The organism is Alistipes sp. UBA1686, assembly GCF_002320215.1.
GTDB classification, from domain to species: domain Bacteria; phylum Bacteroidota; class Bacteroidia; order Bacteroidales; family Rikenellaceae; genus Alistipes; species Alistipes onderdonkii.
On the sequence record NZ_DCKA01000009.1, the window covers coordinates 52880 to 69626 of the forward strand.

General features: G+C 56.4%; 12 protein-coding genes. 1 reads left to right on the forward strand and 11 read right to left on the reverse strand.

From position 1 onward, the window contains the following. Positions 1–3 precede the first annotated feature (3 nt). The 4 genes from B3C38_RS02510 to B3C38_RS02525 form a co-directional block, all read right to left on the reverse strand. Entirely contained in the window at positions 4–1278 is a 1275-nt protein-coding gene (locus tag B3C38_RS02510; RefSeq protein WP_022333714.1) for a glycoside hydrolase family 76 protein, read from the reverse strand. A gap of 164 nt (positions 1279–1442) precedes the next feature. Next, on the reverse strand, positions 1443–2600 hold the full coding sequence (locus B3C38_RS02515) for a SusE domain-containing protein (RefSeq protein ID WP_117507990.1): 1158 nt from the start codon (positions 2598–2600) through the stop codon (positions 1443–1445). Positions 2601–2645: 45 nt separating this feature from the next. After that, positions 2646–4307: a RagB/SusD family nutrient uptake outer membrane protein gene (locus tag B3C38_RS02520; protein ID WP_082426708.1), complete on the reverse strand. Its 1662-nt coding sequence runs from the start codon at positions 4305–4307 to the stop codon at positions 2646–2648. A gap of 22 nt (positions 4308–4329) precedes the next feature. After that, positions 4330–7464 carry a SusC/RagA family TonB-linked outer membrane protein gene (locus B3C38_RS02525; RefSeq protein ID WP_162508123.1) on the reverse strand — a complete coding sequence of 1045 codons (3135 nt, stop codon included), beginning with the start codon at positions 7462–7464 and terminating at the stop codon, positions 4330–4332. Between the two features lie 716 nt (positions 7465–8180). Here B3C38_RS02525 and B3C38_RS02530 point away from each other — a divergent pair. Beyond that, positions 8181–9101: an AraC family transcriptional regulator gene (locus tag B3C38_RS02530; protein WP_022333717.1), complete on the forward strand. Its 921-nt coding sequence runs from the start codon at positions 8181–8183 to the stop codon at positions 9099–9101. A gap of 231 nt (positions 9102–9332) precedes the next feature. On the opposite strand, the gene rny is transcribed toward B3C38_RS02530, so the two are convergent. From rny to B3C38_RS02565, 7 genes are all read right to left on the reverse strand, one after another. After that, a complete protein-coding gene (rny, locus tag B3C38_RS02535; RefSeq protein ID WP_018696740.1) occupies positions 9333–10880 on the reverse strand; it encodes a ribonuclease Y in 1548 nt (515 codons plus the stop codon). A gap of 324 nt (positions 10881–11204) precedes the next feature. After that, positions 11205–11504 (reverse strand): cell division protein ZapA, encoded by a 300-nt coding sequence (locus B3C38_RS02540; RefSeq protein WP_286725059.1) that lies wholly within the window; start codon positions 11502–11504, stop codon positions 11205–11207. A 94-nt stretch (positions 11505–11598) separates the two neighbouring features. Further along, entirely contained in the window at positions 11599–11892 is a 294-nt protein-coding gene (locus B3C38_RS02545; RefSeq protein ID WP_022333718.1) for a hypothetical protein, read from the reverse strand. A gap of 64 nt (positions 11893–11956) precedes the next feature. After that, on the reverse strand, positions 11957–13255 hold the full coding sequence (gene rimO, locus B3C38_RS02550; protein WP_286725063.1) for a 30S ribosomal protein S12 methylthiotransferase RimO: 1299 nt from the start codon (positions 13253–13255) through the stop codon (positions 11957–11959). A gap of 132 nt (positions 13256–13387) precedes the next feature. Beyond that, positions 13388–14230, reverse strand: a complete 843-nt coding sequence (locus tag B3C38_RS02555) for a hypothetical protein (protein WP_055211570.1) — start codon at positions 14228–14230, stop codon at positions 13388–13390. A gap of 30 nt (positions 14231–14260) precedes the next feature. Then, positions 14261–15109: an endonuclease/exonuclease/phosphatase family protein gene (locus B3C38_RS02560; protein WP_286725065.1), complete on the reverse strand. Its 849-nt coding sequence runs from the start codon at positions 15107–15109 to the stop codon at positions 14261–14263. Positions 15110–15134: 25 nt separating this feature from the next. Continuing rightward, entirely contained in the window at positions 15135–16745 is a 1611-nt protein-coding gene (locus B3C38_RS02565) for a RagB/SusD family nutrient uptake outer membrane protein (protein WP_286725066.1), read from the reverse strand. Positions 16746–16747: the final 2 nt, after the last annotated feature.

A 16747-nucleotide genomic window follows, 5' to 3' on the forward strand; every position in this document is an offset into this window, starting at 1 on the left:
GGGTTAGAACTTGACATCCTTGATCATCCACATGGATTCGATCGCCTGCGCAGCACTGGTATATGCACCCAGCGAACCGCCTACGTCGCCGTTCATCGACGAGCGGGGCTGGTAGCACTTCACACCGAAGTAAGCCTCGGGCCAGCCTTCCGGCGTCTTGTCGATCGTCGCCCAGTAGTAGGAGGCATGACGATAGAGATAATCGTAGAGCTCCTTGCGGATTTTGCCGTCGAACGAGTCGACTTCCGTGTCGAGGATCATGCGCGTGAACCAGTGGAACATCACGGCGTGGAAGATCGAGTTGTTCTCGTCCGTACCCTCGTCGCGCGATACCATTTCATAGTTGTAAACTTCGTTCATGCGGGTTGAGGTCATCTGGCCGCGGCCCGCCTGGATGGCCTTGCGCAGGTAGCCCGTGTCGCCGGTCAGTTTCCAGATCAGACGGCCGGCTTCCATGCAGGTACCCTGCGTGTAGCTCAGCGGGGTCGAACCCAGCGTGCCGTCGGATGCCATCGCGTCGATGTTCTGATCGAAGCAGGTGCAGGCCTGGTCGATGTATTCCTGGGCAGCCTCTTCGTTGCCTGCTGCGCGGCTGTACTGTGCCAGGGTCGCGGCTGCGATGGCTGCAGGGCCGTTCGTGCACTCGTTGGGCCCCAGATCCGACCATTTCCAAGGCAGCCAGCCGGACTGCGTCAACTCGTGACGGGGCCATACGCACTCGTCCCAGGTCTGTTTGGCTGCATCGTAATAGGTTTGGTTGCCGGTTGCGTCGTACATCTGGAACAAGGCGATAATGATCCAGCAGGTGTCGTCGGTGAAATCGTTGCCGAAACCCGTCGAACCGCGCCAGTTCTGATTGCCTTCGTAGTTGTTGCCGCGCTTATCGTACCATTTCTGGAAATAGCCCTCGATACGGGCTTTCTCCTCGGCATCGGTCGCCTTGATACGGTTGTAGTACTCTACCATGGCAGCCATGGCGTGTGCCTGCTGCCAGTAGTTGTTGGAATTGGCACTACCGGTCGCATTGTATTCCCTGTACGAGAACACGCCTTCGTAGCCATTGCGGTTTTCACTGCAGTAGAAGCGCTCGATGAAAGCCGTGGAGCAGGAGTCCGCAGCCTCAGTCCAATCGATCGTGTAGGGCGCGTACTGGGTGTTCCCCGTTACTTTTTCCGGCTTGGTAAGATCCTCGTATTCTTGTTCCGAGCAGGCGCCCGAGACGGCTGCTGCGGAAAGGGTCAGCATGGCAACAGTCCATCTGAATAGAGATTTTCTCATAATTTATAGGTTGATTTTAATTTTTATTCAATACTGTTTTGTTTCCGGTTCCGTGTCTGAATCCGTGCTTCGAATAGCTTTCCGCGCGTGCCGCCTTGCGTACTGCGCGGCAAAGGTTCCGGGTGGCCCCTCCCCGGAGGGAGGAACCGTCCGGTATCTTGTTGCTATTTGAAGATGTATTCGTGCCAGAATCCGCCTGCCTTGTTGTCTCCGTTCAGGTATAGGTAGCAGTCGAAATCACGGCCGCAATCCGAAACGAGGAAATTATAGGTCTTGTTCCAGTCCTTATCGTTATCGTTGAAAGTATAGATGTACACCCTCAGATAGTCGGTCGTGTAGGAAGATCCCAGCGAGGACGTCGTTCCGAGGAACCATTTGTTGCCGTCGGCAGTCGTCATGTTGAAGCGGTGGCGCGTATCGTTGGAAGAGTTGACGGATATTTCGTTATCGTAGTCGAGCAGCTCCCATACGCCTTTCCCTTTGTAGGTGAGGGTCTTGTAGACGGTCGACATCGAGTTGTCTGCCCACGATGCGGCATAGTATTCGATCATGCTGACCTGAACTGCGGTGTAGGTCATCGCACTGAAGTCGATCTTGATCCAGTAGATGCCGGCCTTCAGCGTGTTGGCGGTCGAAGAGCCGTCGACGATATGCTTGATGCGGCCGTTGCTCTTGAGCGAGTAGTAGCGATCCAGTTCGTCGACTACGGTGAATTCGCCCTCCGAGATTTTCGTGAAGCATTCGTATACACCCGAACCGACTGCTTTGCCGTCGAGGTACGCCGGGATCAGCTTGATGCCTGCGGCATCCTCCACGGCTTCACCCTTCAGCATAACGGCCGTCGGCAGCGGGTCGACCAGGTTGATACGTGAAACGGTGAGCACATTGGCCTGCGTGTAGGTCTGGGCGAACAAACCCTTGCCGGCACGTACCGTCCATTTGAGCTGCCCGGTCTTGGCATTCTCGATTCCCGCCAGGGCAGCCACTTCGTTCAGCTCTTTGGCCGAGATGCTCAGCGAGGCTTTGGAGCCGGTCATCTGGCTGTTCTTAACGGCAAGCGGTGCCGAGAAATCGCCGTCCGCTTTGTCGAACAGCACTTCGTAAGTGATGTATCCGCCGTCTTCGGCAACGGAAGGTGCCCATTCGAAACTGGTATTCAATCCCTGATCCAGATTGACCGATGCATTGTCCGCGGGTGCGTAGAGCTCGTTGCCGGGCTGAATATTGAAATTCAGATCCTGGCCATCCTCCTCACAGGCGGTAAACCCGAGGGTGAGGGCTCCTGCGGCGAACAACATGATATTTTTCAATATGGTTTTCATGTGTTTTTCTTGATTGGTTAGTTAATCTCCTTTACAACTTGGCTGTTACCATCCCGGGTTCTGCGGCAGGTTGGCGTTGATGTCACGCTCCTTCTGCGGAATGGGGAACCAGTATTTCATGTTGTAGGCATTCTGGCACTGGATGTTACTGCCATCGTCGAGGAAGGGGGCACCCGTAGCGCGGGTCGTGAGGTATGCGGCTCCCGTGCTCTTGAGCGACGGATTGTCGAGCAGCGCCCAGCGGCGCAGGTCGAATACACGGCGGCCTTCGAGGGCCAGCTCCACGCGGCGCTCGTCGCGGATAACCTGGCGCAGGTCGCTGCTGCCCGGATAGGAGCAGTATGCGGCGTCGAATCCGGCTCGCTCGCGCAGCGGCTTGATCGTCTTGTCCCAGATGTCGGACGTCATTTTACTCTGTTCGTTCATCGATTCGGCATACATCAGCAGCACGTCGGCGTAGCGGATTTCCATGAGTGATTTGTAGGTGTTGCCCTTGCTGTCGACCATGTCGGCATTGTAGTTTTTCAGGGTATAATACCCCGTAGCCGTGCGATCCTGCGTGCCGTTGTACGAGTCGAAACGGTGCTGCTTGTCGCTGGTTTGGCTCTCGTCCGATGCCTTCGTAAAGACCTGGTAAGTGCCTTTACCCGTGCCTTCCGAGCCAGCCAGACTCAGGGTTTTTGCTTCCGGAATATCCACGGTGCAGTTGTTGTAGGCGATGGTTGCTTCGAAACGCTTGTCGCGCTTCTCGTAGTCCGTGTCATCGGCGACGCTGCCGTCGAGTTTGCGGTAGGTATCGACCAGTTCCTGCGTCGGCGACTGGGTGGTTACACCCTTGTTACCGATGGACTGGGGAACGAAAGCATTGAAATTGTTCCAGGATCTGACGATGTTGTCAATGCCTCCGAGCGTGGCGAATTCGATCGTCATGATCGACTCGGGGCCGTAGCAGCACGACTGGTCATGGAAAAGTTTCTTGTAGTCCTGTTCGAGTGCGTAGGTGCCGTACTCCGTCGAATTGATCAGCTTGTCGCACCAGATGGCGCAGTTCTCGAAATCGTTGTCATAAAGGTATGCACGTGCATTGAGCGCCACGGCTGTACCGCGGGTGTAACGTCCGTTTTCAGATTCCGGAATATCCGTGTTTTTCGGCAGTATCTCGGCCACCTCGGCAAGTTCCGAGTGGATGAACTCCTTGATCGTGGCGGCGGGTGTTACCTTGACCACGCGCGATTCGGGGAGCGTCGGGTTGGTCGTGAAGAACGGCACGTCGCCGAACCACGTTACCAGGCGCAGGTAGGTGAAGGCACGCATAAGACGGAGTTCTGCAAGCATGCGCGTCTTGAAGGTCTCGTCGATATTCATGCGATCCTGGGCGTCGAGCGCCGTGTGGATCGTACGCAGTTCCTGGTAGCACTTGTCCCATTCGTCCGAGAAGCGGCCGTTCGAGGTATTGGCCATACCCGTTACGATGCTGGTTTCGTTCGTCGAGTGGCGGCTGCCGTACACGTCGTCCGACAGCAGGTTATTGGCGAAATAGTAGTCTTGGTGCCAGCACTGGTTGTACCCCAGGTACAGGGCCGTGCGGACATTGTCCTCGATTGTCCAGAAAGTCTCGTCGGTATAGGAGGTCGTCGGGTATTGCTCAAGGCCTACGCAGCTGACCATACCGAGGGAGAGGATGGCTAATATATTTTTGATTTTCATATTCTTTCCGATTGTTTAATTGTTAGAAAGTCAAGTCGATACCTCCACCGAAGTAACGCAGGGTCGGGTAGTTGCGCACAGAGTTGTCCGCTCCGCCGCTCATGTTGTTGCCGAACGACGTGGTCTCGGGGTCTACGAACCCGTTTTTAGTCCAAGTCAGCGGGTTCTGGGTGTCGAAATAGATGCGCAGTGCTTCGCAGCCGAATTTCTTCGTCCACTTCTTGGGAAGGGTGTAACCCAGCTGGATGTTCTTGATACGCATGTAGGCACCTTCGAGCAGCATCATATCCGAACCGGTGTGCCCCCAGTTGTTCGTATCGCTTACCGAGCCCGATACTGCCAGGCGCGGCCAGCGTGCGTCGCGGTTCTGCGGCGACCAGTAGTCGAGCTGGTGGTCGAACATGGTCATCGAATAATCGCCGTGGAACGGCTGCACGAGCTCGCCGCGAACCGGGTTCTCACGCTTCAGCACGCCCTGGAGCATGATGCTGAAGTCGATGCCCTTCCATTTGACATTGTAGGTGAAACCGTAGGTATAGCGCGGGAAGGCGTAACCCAGGTAGGTGCGGTCGTTTTCGTCGATCTTGCCGTCGCCGTTCAGGTCGACATAGCGCACGTCGCCCGGACGGAGCTGCGAACGGTCGATGCCGGTCGGCAGGGCTGCATCCTGGATTTCATCGTAGTTCTGGAAGAAACCGTTCGTTTTCCAGCCGTAGAGCGCATTGATCGGAAGGCCCTCCATGATGATGGTGCCGGCGCTGTCGGAAGTTCTGATAGCCGGGGTTCCGTAGCGGACGACCTCGTTCTGCGAGTCGGCGAGGTTGAGCGAGAAGTTGTGCTTCCAGTCGCCGCGAGAGAGGTTATAGTTGATGGTAAGCTCCCAGCCCTGGTTGTCGAGGATACCGCGGTTCTCCTTGGCGATCGAGGCACCGAAGGTTCCGGGGACGATCGGGGAGAGAAGAATATCTTCCGTACGCTTGTAGAAGTAGTCGAAGTTGACGCTCAGGGTATTCTTGAAGAACGTCGCATCCACACCGATGTTGAAAGTCTTGGCGGTCTCCCACGTCAGCAGTTCGTTACCCATGGTGAACATCAGACCCTGAACCGGGACACCGTTGAAACCGTAGGCGTTGGCCCAGGTGCCGTAGGTGGTCATGAAATCGTAATCGCCCACATCCTGCTGGTTACCGTTCAGACCGTACGAAGCACGGAGTTTCAGGTCACCGACACGGTCGCGGTAGGTCTGCATGAAATTCTCCTGCGACATGCGCCAGCCCAGCGATACCGAGGGGAAGAAGGCTCCGTTGCGCTCCTTGAGGAACTTCGAAGACATATCGTAACGGGCGGTGAATTCGAAATAGTAGCGGTCGTCGTAGGAGTATCCGGCGCGACCGAAGAACGACTGCAATGCACGGCGGTATTTGCTCTGGGACGACAGTTTGGTGCCTTCCGTAGCGATCGAGCCGTCACCCGGCTGGTCGATGCTGTTCATACCCTGGCGGGCGGCCGTGATGTCATAGCCGATCTCCGATTCGTCCGACCAACCGAACAGTCCGGTTACATTGTGCTTCTCCTTGAACGTGCGGTTATAATCCAGCATCAGCTGTGCGGTGACGAACGTGACTTTCTTCGTCCAGTCGTCGGCTTCGCGCTTGGTGTTGCCGCCGGTCGAAGCGGTCGAGATATCCGAGTGTTCGGCGCCGTTGTCCACCACATACTGGTAGGTCTTGTGGGAGGTGAAACGGTGCTCGTGGCGGACTTCACCGCCAAGGACGGCACGGGCTTTCAGGCCTTTGATGATCTCGAAATCGGCCGTAAAGGTACCGGTGAGGTATTCGTGGTCGTTTTTGTTGATGCCACCGCCCATAAGGCCGGCCAGCGGCGATACGGAATAGCCGCCGTACTTATAGTTGTTGCCGAAGAAGATTCCGTTCTCCTCGTGGCGGTTGAAGTAGTAGTTCGGGAAACGGATGAGGTCGGCGAAGAGGAAGCCTTCGTTGGCATCCGACGGGGAATTGATCTCCGAACGGGTGAAACCGACGTTGGCGCCCAGTTTCAGCCGGCCGAATTCGGTCGTCAGGTTCGAACGCAGGTTATAGCGCTTTACGCCGTAATCGGGGCCCACGTAGTTGGACTCCTGGTCGAAGTAACTGGCCGAAAGCATGTAGGTGGTGGTCTTCGTACCGCCCGTGACGCTTACGTTGTAGTTCTGCTGGAGCGCGTTCTGCATGGCCTGCTCTACGGCAGCCTCGCAGTCCCCGTGGTTGTAGAAATCCTGGATTTCGGCAGCCGTGAAGAGCGGTTCGCGGCCGACGTTGCTCAGGGCCTCGTTACGCAGGATCGCGTTGCGGTAGGTCGGAACGGCCTTGTAGAGGATGTCGGGGTTCTCGATACCGACTTTGGCGCTGAACCGGATCTGCGGAGCCATCTCCTTGCGGCCGTTCTTGGTCGTGATCAGGATGACGCCGTTCGAGGAACGTGCACCGTAGATGGCGGCCGAACCGGCGTCCTTCAGGATGTTGATCGACTCTATGTCGTTCGGGTTGAGGTCGTTCATACGGCCTGCGTCCGGCTGGGGAACGCCGTCGATGACTACCAGCGGGGTGTTGTTACCCATGGTGTTCACACCGCGGATCGAGATGTTCATCTGGTTGTCCGTCGGGTTGAAATTCTTGGTCTGGATGATCAGGTTGGCTGCTGCACCCTGCAGTGCCTGCTGGATGTTGGCTACCGGGCGATTCTCGATTGCCTCCGACTTCACGGTCGAAACGGCCGAGATGATGTGGCGCCGCGTCGTCGTGCCGTAACCTACGACTACGACTTCATCCAGATAGCCCGAATCTTCTTCGAGCGTTGCCGCAATGGCGGTGCGCGTGCCTACCTGCATCGTTACGGTTTTGTAGCCGAGGAACGAAATCTGCAGTTCGTCGTTGTCGGTTACACCCGAAAGGGTGAACTGGCCGTTGGAATCGGTCGCGGTACCGTTAGCCGAGTTTGAAATCATGACTGTGGCTCCCACGACGGGCAGGTTGTTCTGGTCGACGACCGTACCCGTGATCGTTCTTTTGGTGTCTTGGGGTGCCGCCTGGACAGCTTCGAGGGCAGCAACGCACAAAAACAACGCAAGCGCCCGCTGCAACCAGCTTCCGGCTGTCATAAAAATGGATAAATTTTTCTTCATAAAGATTGGTTGGTTTTGTCCATAGTAGATGAATGATGATTGAAAATGAAATTCCCCCATATGCACGATTCGTACGTATATATAATAGAAACCTCAGGGGAAAGGAGTCATTTTGGCATAGGCTTATACGATTTTAGGTTGTTTTTAGGTTTATGATTTGTTAAAAGTATCTTTCAACACGTTAAAATTGCAATTCAAATATAGAGGATTTCCCCCCCCCGTTAGGTACGAATTTGAGCATTTGTAGTACGTTATTGTGTCCCGTGTATAAAACCCAGGGCATTTTTAAGAATCCTCCGCGGGGGAAGTCCGATTCTTCTCATTTTTTAATATTTCGGTATCAGATTTCATAATTATCCCCTCGCAAGCCGTTCCATATGGCAGCAGAAGGGCTTTTTTTGAAGTATGTATAGGTGTCTCCCGATGTTTCCGGATCGGTATATGCCGCCTTGTCGGAGGCTGGTTGCAGCAATACAGATTTATGCCGTGCGGGATAACCGGAACGATGTGAAGAGGCTTTGGAGACTGGTAGCGGGGCGGATTGCGGCGCGACTGGGGCTGTTGTTGCCGGATGTGGGGATTGGGAGCCCGGCCTCGGGGGGGGGAGACGCTTCCGGAATGAAATAATCGCTCCCGGAAAATCTTATTGTGTTAAAATCTGCATATTATGCGGAAAAAAGTTATATTTGCTTATGAAAAATGATTTCCAACCTATCAAATCTGACATGAAGCAGGAGCGTGACAAGTTATGTTACCTGACGATCGGGGATAAGGACGAGAAATGGGGCGTTGTCGTCACGACGATCGGGTACCAGTTTATTCCGCCGGGGACGAAGTATCCGTTGTCGGCCCATCCGGACAACTACTCTTTCATGCCCCGCGGCGGACGGATACTGAACGAATACCAGTTGGTCTATATCACCAAGGGTTCCGGGTATTTCGCCTCGCAGTCCTGTCCCGAGGCGCCTGTGAAGGCCGGGACGGTGATCTCGTTGTTTCCCGGGGAGTGGCATAGCTACCATCCCGACGATGAGACCGGCTGGGACGAGTACTGGGTAGGTTTCAAGGGTGCCTATATCGACGACAGGGTAGCGAACCGCTTTTTAGTGCGCGAGCAGCCGTTGCATAATATCGGGATAAGTTCGGGGATCGTGAGTCTCTATGAGGAGATCCTGCAGTTGGCGTCGGTCGAAAAGGCGGGGTGCCAGCAGATGATGTCGAGTATCGTGCTGCACATCCTGGGCTCCATCTATTACAAGGAGCGGAATAACTCCTATGCCAATACGTTCATCCTCGAGAAAGTCAATGCCGCGCGGGAGCTGATGAAGGATGTGGATAACCCCCGCGATGTCGAGGCGATCGCCCGGGAACTGGGGGTCAGCTATTCGTGGTTCCGCAAGACATTCAAGGAGTACACCGGGATATCCCCCGCGCAGTACCAGTTGCAACAGCGGCTCCTGAAGGCCAAAGAGATGCTGACGGGGACGGATATAAATATATCGGATATCGCCTATGCCTTGAAGTTCGTGAATACCGGGCAGTTTTCTACTTTTTTTAAGCATAAGGAGGGCGTCACTCCGTCCGATTTCAGGAAGCGTAACAGCTGGAAATAATCCCGCTGGCTGCCCCCCCCCTCCGGCGGGTGAGAGGCTTATGGCCCTTCCCGTGGCGGGAATCGGGCGATTGTGTGTGGATTCTGTCGCGGATAAGCTGTCGTTGTGTGCCGGAGCTTACCGGTAAGAGAGCCGTAGATAAAAAAATCCCTCCGTTTTGCGGAGGGATTTTTACCTGTGATAAATTTGCGGCAGGCAGGCCGTGTGCAGCCTGTCCTACGGGCGGGGTTCTTATTTCGCGTACGATACGGCGCGGGTTTCGCGGATGACGGTGATCTTCACCTGGCCGGGATAGGTCATCTCGTCCTGGATTTTCTTGGCGATATCGTGCGACAGCCCTTCCGACTCCTGGTCGGTGAGTTTGTCTGCACCGACGATCACGCGCAGTTCGCGGCCGGCCTGGATCGCATAGGTCTTTACGACGCCGGGGTACGAGAGGGCGATGTCCTCCATCTCCTTCAGGCGCTTGATGTAGCTTTCGACCACCTCGCGGCGGGCGCCGGGGCGCGCACCCGATATGGCGTCGCAGACCTGGATGATCGGTGCGATCAGCGAAGTCATCTCCACTTCGTCGTGATGGGCGCCGATGGCATTGCATACTTCGGGTTTCTCCTTGTATTTCTCGGCGAGTTTCATGCCGATGATTGCGTGCGGCAGTTCCGGTTCGTCGTCGGGTACCTTGCCGATGTCGTGGAGCAGGCCTGCGCGGCGTGCCGTCTTGGGGTTCAGCCCCAGCTCGGCGGCCATGATACCCGCGAGATTGGCCGTTTCACGGGCGTGCTGCAGGAGGTTCTGGCCGTAGGACGAACGGTATTTCATTTTGCCGATCATGCGGATCAGCTCGGGGTGCAGCCCGTGGATGCCGAGGTCGATCGTGGTGCGTTTTCCGACTTCGACGATCTCCTCTTCGATCTGTTTCTGTACTTTGGCTACGACCTCCTCGATGCGTGCCGGGTGGATGCGGCCGTCGGTTACCAACTGGTGGAGCGCCAGGCGGGCGATCTCGCGGCGGACAGGGTCGAAACCGCTGAGGATGATGGCTTCGGGGGTGTCGTCTACGATGATCTCGATGCCGGTCGCTGCCTCCAGTGCCCGGATGTTGCGGCCCTCGCGGCCGATGATGCGGCCTTTGACCTCGTCGCTTTCGATGTTGAAGACCGTCACGGCATTCTCGATGGCCGTCTCCGTGGCCACGCGCTGGATCGAAGCCACGATAATCCGCTTGGCCTCCTTCGTGGCGGTCATCTTCGCTTCCTCGATGGTTTCGTTCACATAGGAAGCTGCCTCGGTCTTGGCCTCGGCCTTCATGTTCTCGATGAGGATGTTCTTGGCATCCTCCGAGCTCATGCCCGAGATTTGTTCCAGCCGCATGTTCTGCTCGCGCATCATCTGGTCTACTTCCTCCTTCTTGTGCTCGAGGATTTGCAGCTGGTTCTGCATCTGCTCCTTCAAGCGCTCGTTCTCGCGGAGTTTGTTCTCCAGCTCGCGCTGCTGGTTCTGCAGGTTGCCCTCGATCTGTTTGGCGCGCTGTTCGCTCTGGGCGATCTTCTGGTTGCGTTCGTTGACCTGGCGGTCGTATTCGCTTTTCAGCTGTATGAACTTCTCTTTTGCCTGGAGGATTTTCTCCTTTTTAATCATCTCCCCTTCGGCCTCGGCCTCTTTCAGGGCGGCTTCGCGCCGCTTGCGGATCGAGGTCTTGGCTACGAGGTTCGTGACGACCGCGTAGATTCCGACGGCGGCCACGGCAGAGATGCAGGCAACCAAAATGGTGGTATACATGTTTTTGTTGCTGTTTTGAATTTGTTATTATAGGGTTTGTTGTAGTGCATAAAAAAACCGCATAGGATTCCTTAGTCTTGTTTGACGAATCTGCAGATAAGTCATGTGTGGGGGCTCCGACAATCGCAATCTTCCAACGGTACGCCGTAGCATACACCCCGAAGGGTCAAGGCCTGATTTTGAAGCGCCTTGAGTTGCCCCAATTTAAAAAGTGTTCAGTTTCGCAAAGCTGTAAGGAATCTATGCGGGTAGATTTTTCCTTCGTATGTTAAAGAACCTCGTTTTTTACGGTTTGCCCGGGCAAATCCCGTGCCTGGCCCTCACTCACCGTTGCAGGGTGTTGAGGTAGGCGTCGAGCTCTTCGCCGAGTCGCCCCAGATGTTTCAGGTCTTCGTCGCCCAGTTCGCGGCTTTGCCGCATGTCGACGTTTGCAATGGCGAATTTCAGTGCGGCCATCGACAGGTAGTCCTGACCCGTCCAGTTCTTGAAGTTGTTCTGTTTTATCGCCGCGAGGTAGTTGTTCACCTCCCGTTCGGCAAGACGGTATACCTCCTCCTTTTCGCTTTCGATGTTGAGCGAATAGCTTTTCCCGGCTATCTTGAGGGTTATCGCCTGTTGTGCCATGTCGTTTTTTTGTTTCGTTTATCTTGCTGCCTCTTATTCGTCTGCGGCCCGGGTGCTGGTTGCGGCGTTACTGCCGGTTCGCCGTCCCTTCTCGTTATTCGGGCCTTCCGAGCAGTGCGATGCATTTGTCAACCTCCCGCATAAGACGGTTGACGCGCGCCCGCGCTTTCTCCCGGTTGCGGCTTTCACCCGCCAGTCCCTCCGTCAGTTGCATGCGTGACAATTCGCCGTCGAGTTCGCGGATGCGCTCCTGCAAAGTCCTGTTTTCGGCTTTCAGGTTGTCGCGCTGCGCCGTCAGTTCCGCACACGATTCCGACAACCTTTTGTGGTCATCGATGAGTTGCCGGATACGGGCTTCGATATTCGTTATCACGCTTTTTTCGGCCATTGGGTCTCGGGTAAAGTCCGATTTACATTTCAAAGGTATGAAAAGGAACGCTAAAAAACAAATTTTATTTCCTGACGGCCTTTCCGTAAAGGTCGTAATCGGCGGCGCCGTCGATCCGTATTTCGTAGAAATGCCCCCGCAGAAGACGCCGTTCCGCAGCCGGGATCAGGATTTCCTGGTCGACTTCGGGCGAGTCGTATTGCGTCCGTCCGACATAGTAGTCGCCCTGCCGCGAATCGATCAGAACCCGTTCCGTGCGGCCTACGCGGCGCAGGTTGTTTTCGCGGGCGATGTCGTTCTGGAGCGTCATGATGCGTTCCACGCGCTGCTGTTTGACCTCCTCCGGGACGTTGTCCGCCAGTTCGCGTGCCGAGTAGGTTCCCTCCTCCTCGGAATAGGCGAAAACCCCGAGGCGTTCGAACCGTACGTCCCGTACGAACTGTTCCAGTTCCGTGAAATCCGCTTCCGTTTCACCGGGATAGCCGACCAGCAGCGTCGTGCGCAGGGCCAGGTCGGGGATCGCCCCCCGCAATTTTTCGACCAGCGCATAGGCTTCGGCCTTGGTGTGGCGGCGGTGCATGGCCGAGAGCTGTGCGTCGGAGATGTGCTGGAACGGGATGTCGAGGTATTTGCAGATCTTGGGCTCGGATGCCATGGCTTCGATCACCTCGTCGGGGAATGCCGTGGGATAGGCGTAGTGGAGGCGTATCCACTCGATGCCGTCGATGCGGCAAAGGCGGCGCAGCAGTTCGGCCAGGCGGCGCTTCCCGTAGAGGTCGAGCCCGTAGTAGGTCGTGTCCTGCGCAATGACGATCAGTTCCTTCACGCCTCCGGCCGCGAGTTTGCGCGCCTCCTCCTCCAGCTCCTCCATCGGCACGGAAACGTGCCCGCCGCGGATGAGCGGGATGGCGCAGTAGCCGCATTTCCAGTTGCAACCCTCCGAGATTTTCAGGTAGGCATAGTGCCTGGGCGTCGAGAGGTGCCGTTCGGTGGCCAGGGCCGGGTCTTCGGCGGCTCCCAGCGCCCGGGCGATGCCATCCCATGTGCGGGCGCCGAAAAACCCGTCCACTTCGGGGAGTTCGGCGCGCAGGGAGTCGGCATAGCGTTCCGAGAGGCAGCCGATGACGAACAGCCGCTCGATCTTGCCGGCGTTTTTCGCGGCCGCCGCGCGCAGGATCATGTCGACCGACTCCTGTTTGGCGTCGCCGATGAACCCGCAGGTGTTGATGACTACGACCTTGGCGTCCGTGCGGTCGCTGTCGAAAAGGACTTCGTAGCCTGCCGCCGCGAGCCGTGCCATCAGGTGCTCGCTGTCGACCGTGTTCTTCGAACAACCGAGCGTTATGACGTTGATCTTTTTCATTCCGTATCTGGTTTCCGCTGCAAAAGTACGAAATAATCCCGGAATCGCCGCCAGCCGCGGCGGTTTCCCGTGCATAAAAAGAGGATGCGGCCCCGAAGCCGCATCCTCCTTCCAACTAAATTAAACCAACCTTTACCACATGACGTTTATCGTATAGGCCTCGATGCCGTTTCCGACCGATATCGGGGCAACATCCGTAAAGCCCCAGAAGCGTTCTTCGGCGAGCATGAAGATCGTATACGCGCTTCCGGACGCGACGTTGTAGACCTTGAATGAACCGTCCGTATTCTGTACTGCCGATTCGAGCGCTCCGAGCAGGTCGTTCTTGACCGTGCCGATCATCAGCATGTTCATATTTTCGCGCTTGAGCGTGTTCATGACGCCGTTTTCACCGCCGAAGGCGTTGATCTGCTCGTTCGTTTCGAAGCGTACCGTGCGGAAATTGATGTCGTAGGCGATGTCCACGGTGCCGGTCACGGTGCCGTTTTCATCCTTGTCGGTGCGCGTACCTTCCATCAGCGGGGAGAAGCCCGTGACGTAGCAGCCTTTGCCGCAGGCCGTGGCCTTGACCGAGCGGGTCGGCTGGTTGAAGAAAAGCGTGCTGCCCTTGTAGGTCGTCCTGTTGGTCAGCCCGTTGAAGGCGAAGGCCGTCCAGCGGTAGGTGTTGATCGAGATCTGCATCACCTTGTCCAGGTTGGCGTTGTCCGAACGGTCGAAGACCGTGAGCCATGCCTCTTCGCGGCTTTTGAGCGTGTTGACCATATAGTTGTTGAGAGCCGTGTAGTCGGCATCGCCCGTAATCAGCGCCCCGTCGCTCAGGCGGCTGACGAACTGGATCCTGGCGTTGAACTTGTCGGACGGCTTGGCGACCACCGAACTGAGCGAATACTCGTAATCGTCCGAACAACCGGTAAATACCGGGGCTGCCATGGCGAGCGCGAGCAGTGCTGCGAGATATTTTTGTATGTTTTTCATATTTTCGACTTTTGTGAATTCGACGAACTGCTATTTAAGTACCAAGGTGGCTGTGATCGGGTCATGGTCGGAGAGCGATGCCTTGCCATTGGCGGCAGGGCAGGAATGGGATTTGAAATCGTGGCCCGTCCATCGACCTTTGGGGAAAGCAAAGATGTGGTCTACCCAAGACACCCCGATGTGGTCGCCTAAATTTCTGAATTCAGGAAGCACGTTTGTTCCCCATACGACGTTCAAGTCTCCCATCAGGATTGTCGGGTATTCGGGATTGTTCAGCCCGGCTTGTGTTACAACATTTTGTTCCTGCTGTTGGATGACCTGATCTATTCCGCAATGGTCGAAATGCGTACAGATAATGCGCACGATCTGTCCGTCCGAATCGGAGGTCGGTACCAGAATGTCGATGTAGCCCATACTTCGTTGGTCATAACCATACAGATAATATTCATAGCCTGTATTCCACTGGTAGTTGCCCTCGCCTTTGGCATGTTTGTAGGGATGCAATGCGGAGAAGGAACTTACGATCGGGTATTTCGAGAGGATGCCGTTGCCGTAGAACCCTACGTCCTTGGGATAGGACATGATGAAGTAGGGGTACATGTCCAGGCGGGACGCCAGTTCGGTCAGTTTCTCCTTGCCCATACGGCTGGTGCCGGTCTCGAGCTCGTTGATGCAGACGATATCGGGATTCTGGGCCTTGATCAGGTCGACGTACTCGTCGACGATGAAGTCGATCTGGTTGGACTTGTCCGTCATTTCGAACGACAGCACGTTCCAGTCCAGTACTTTCAGTTGTACGGTTTGCGCCTTCGCCGCAGCCGTCGTAAGGAGCAGGCCGCATAAGGCACCTGCACGGATGATATGTTTCAACAGTTTCATATTCGGTAATGATCTTGGTTGTTTACTAATAACCTTGGTTCTGGGTCAGGTTCACCGTGCCGTTGAATGCCGTTACGGGGATCGGGAAAACCTGGTTGATGACGGGATCGAACGTGCGCCCGTTGTCATAGTTGCTCGGCGCGTCGATGACCACCTGCTGCAGGTCGTAATCCCAGTGCGAGTTCACACGCTGCGTGGGTTTGGCGTAGGTCTCCTTGGCGTCGCCCCAGCGAACCATGTCCAGGTGGCGGCTCGGCATGAACTCGAACGCCAGTTCGCAGCGGCGCTGGTTCTTGAGCTCGGCTTTGGTCGCCGGGCTGTTCTCCGGGAGACGGGCGCGTTTGCGGATGCGGTTAAGCAGTTGTTTGGCTTCGGCGTCGCCTTCGCCGTTCTTCCAGATCAGCGCCTCGGCTTTCATCAGCAGGACGTCGGCGAAGCGGATGAGGCAGGTGCCGAGCGTGTTGCTGGCGTTGTCGCCGTTGGAATTCACCTCCTTGCCTTTGCAGTCGGCCTCTTCCCACGGGGAGAGGAATTTGCGGAACGACATGCCCGTATCCGAGGAGATCGAATAGGAGCTGCTGCCGAATACGATGTCCCGGCCCATGAAGCGGATCGTCTGCCCGGGGTAGATGATCGTCGCGTCGCGGCGGGTGTCGCCCGATTCGAATGCGTTCCACAGGGAAAGGGTGGGCTGGAAATAACCCCAGTGGTTATACAGACCCCAGCCGCCGTTCTGGAAGGACATGCCGTGGAATTTCGGGCCGTCGACCGCGCTGCCCAGCAGCGAGAAGATATATTCGCTGCCGAAATTCTGCTGCTTGCGCCAGAGGTTGGCGAAGGCCTTGTCCGTGCCGTCGTCGAACAGTTCGCGCTTGTCGGCGCCGGTGAGTCCCATCACCTTGTCGCACATTTCGATGACCGTGTCGTAGTATTTGGCGTCGAACTGTGCGGCATAGAGGGCTGCGCGTGCGGCGAAGGCCCAGGCTGCGGCCTTGTGGGGCATGCCGTACTCTTGGGGTGCGAGCTGCGAGAAGAGGGGCAGGCGTTCGCCGGCTTCGCGCAGGTCGCTGATGATCTGGTCGTAGTTCTGCAATACGGAGGCCGGGCGCGGGCTGTCCATGGCTGCGGGCTCCGTCGTGTCGAGGATGATCGGAATGCCGCCGTTGGGGCCGTTGTCACCGTAGTAGGGCGAGAGCCACAGCATGGCGAACCCGCGGAAGAAATAGGCGGTGCCGGTGGCTTTGGTCTTGAACGCGTTGTCGAGGTTCATCGTCGGGACGACCTTGATGATGTTGTTGGCCTTGGCGTTGACCTCGTACATGATCTTCCAGTTGTTCTTCACGTCGCGGCCGTTGCTGGGCGACATGCGGAAGTTGCGGATGTCTTCGGCTTCGCCCTGGGGGCGGCCTACGGTCATGTCGTCGCTGCAGCATTCGAACCACGTGATGCCGCGGCCGGTGACGCCCTCGGAGTCGTTCGTGTTGAAGGAGAAGAGGGCGACGAGTGCTTTCTCTACGTCTTCCTGGGTCTCCCAGTCCGTCTTGGCTCCGTATTTCTTGGTGTCGAGGAAGTCTTCGCAGCTCGCCAAAAGGGAACAGCAAAGGGCGAGGCTGGCTATTATCAATATCTTTTTCATCG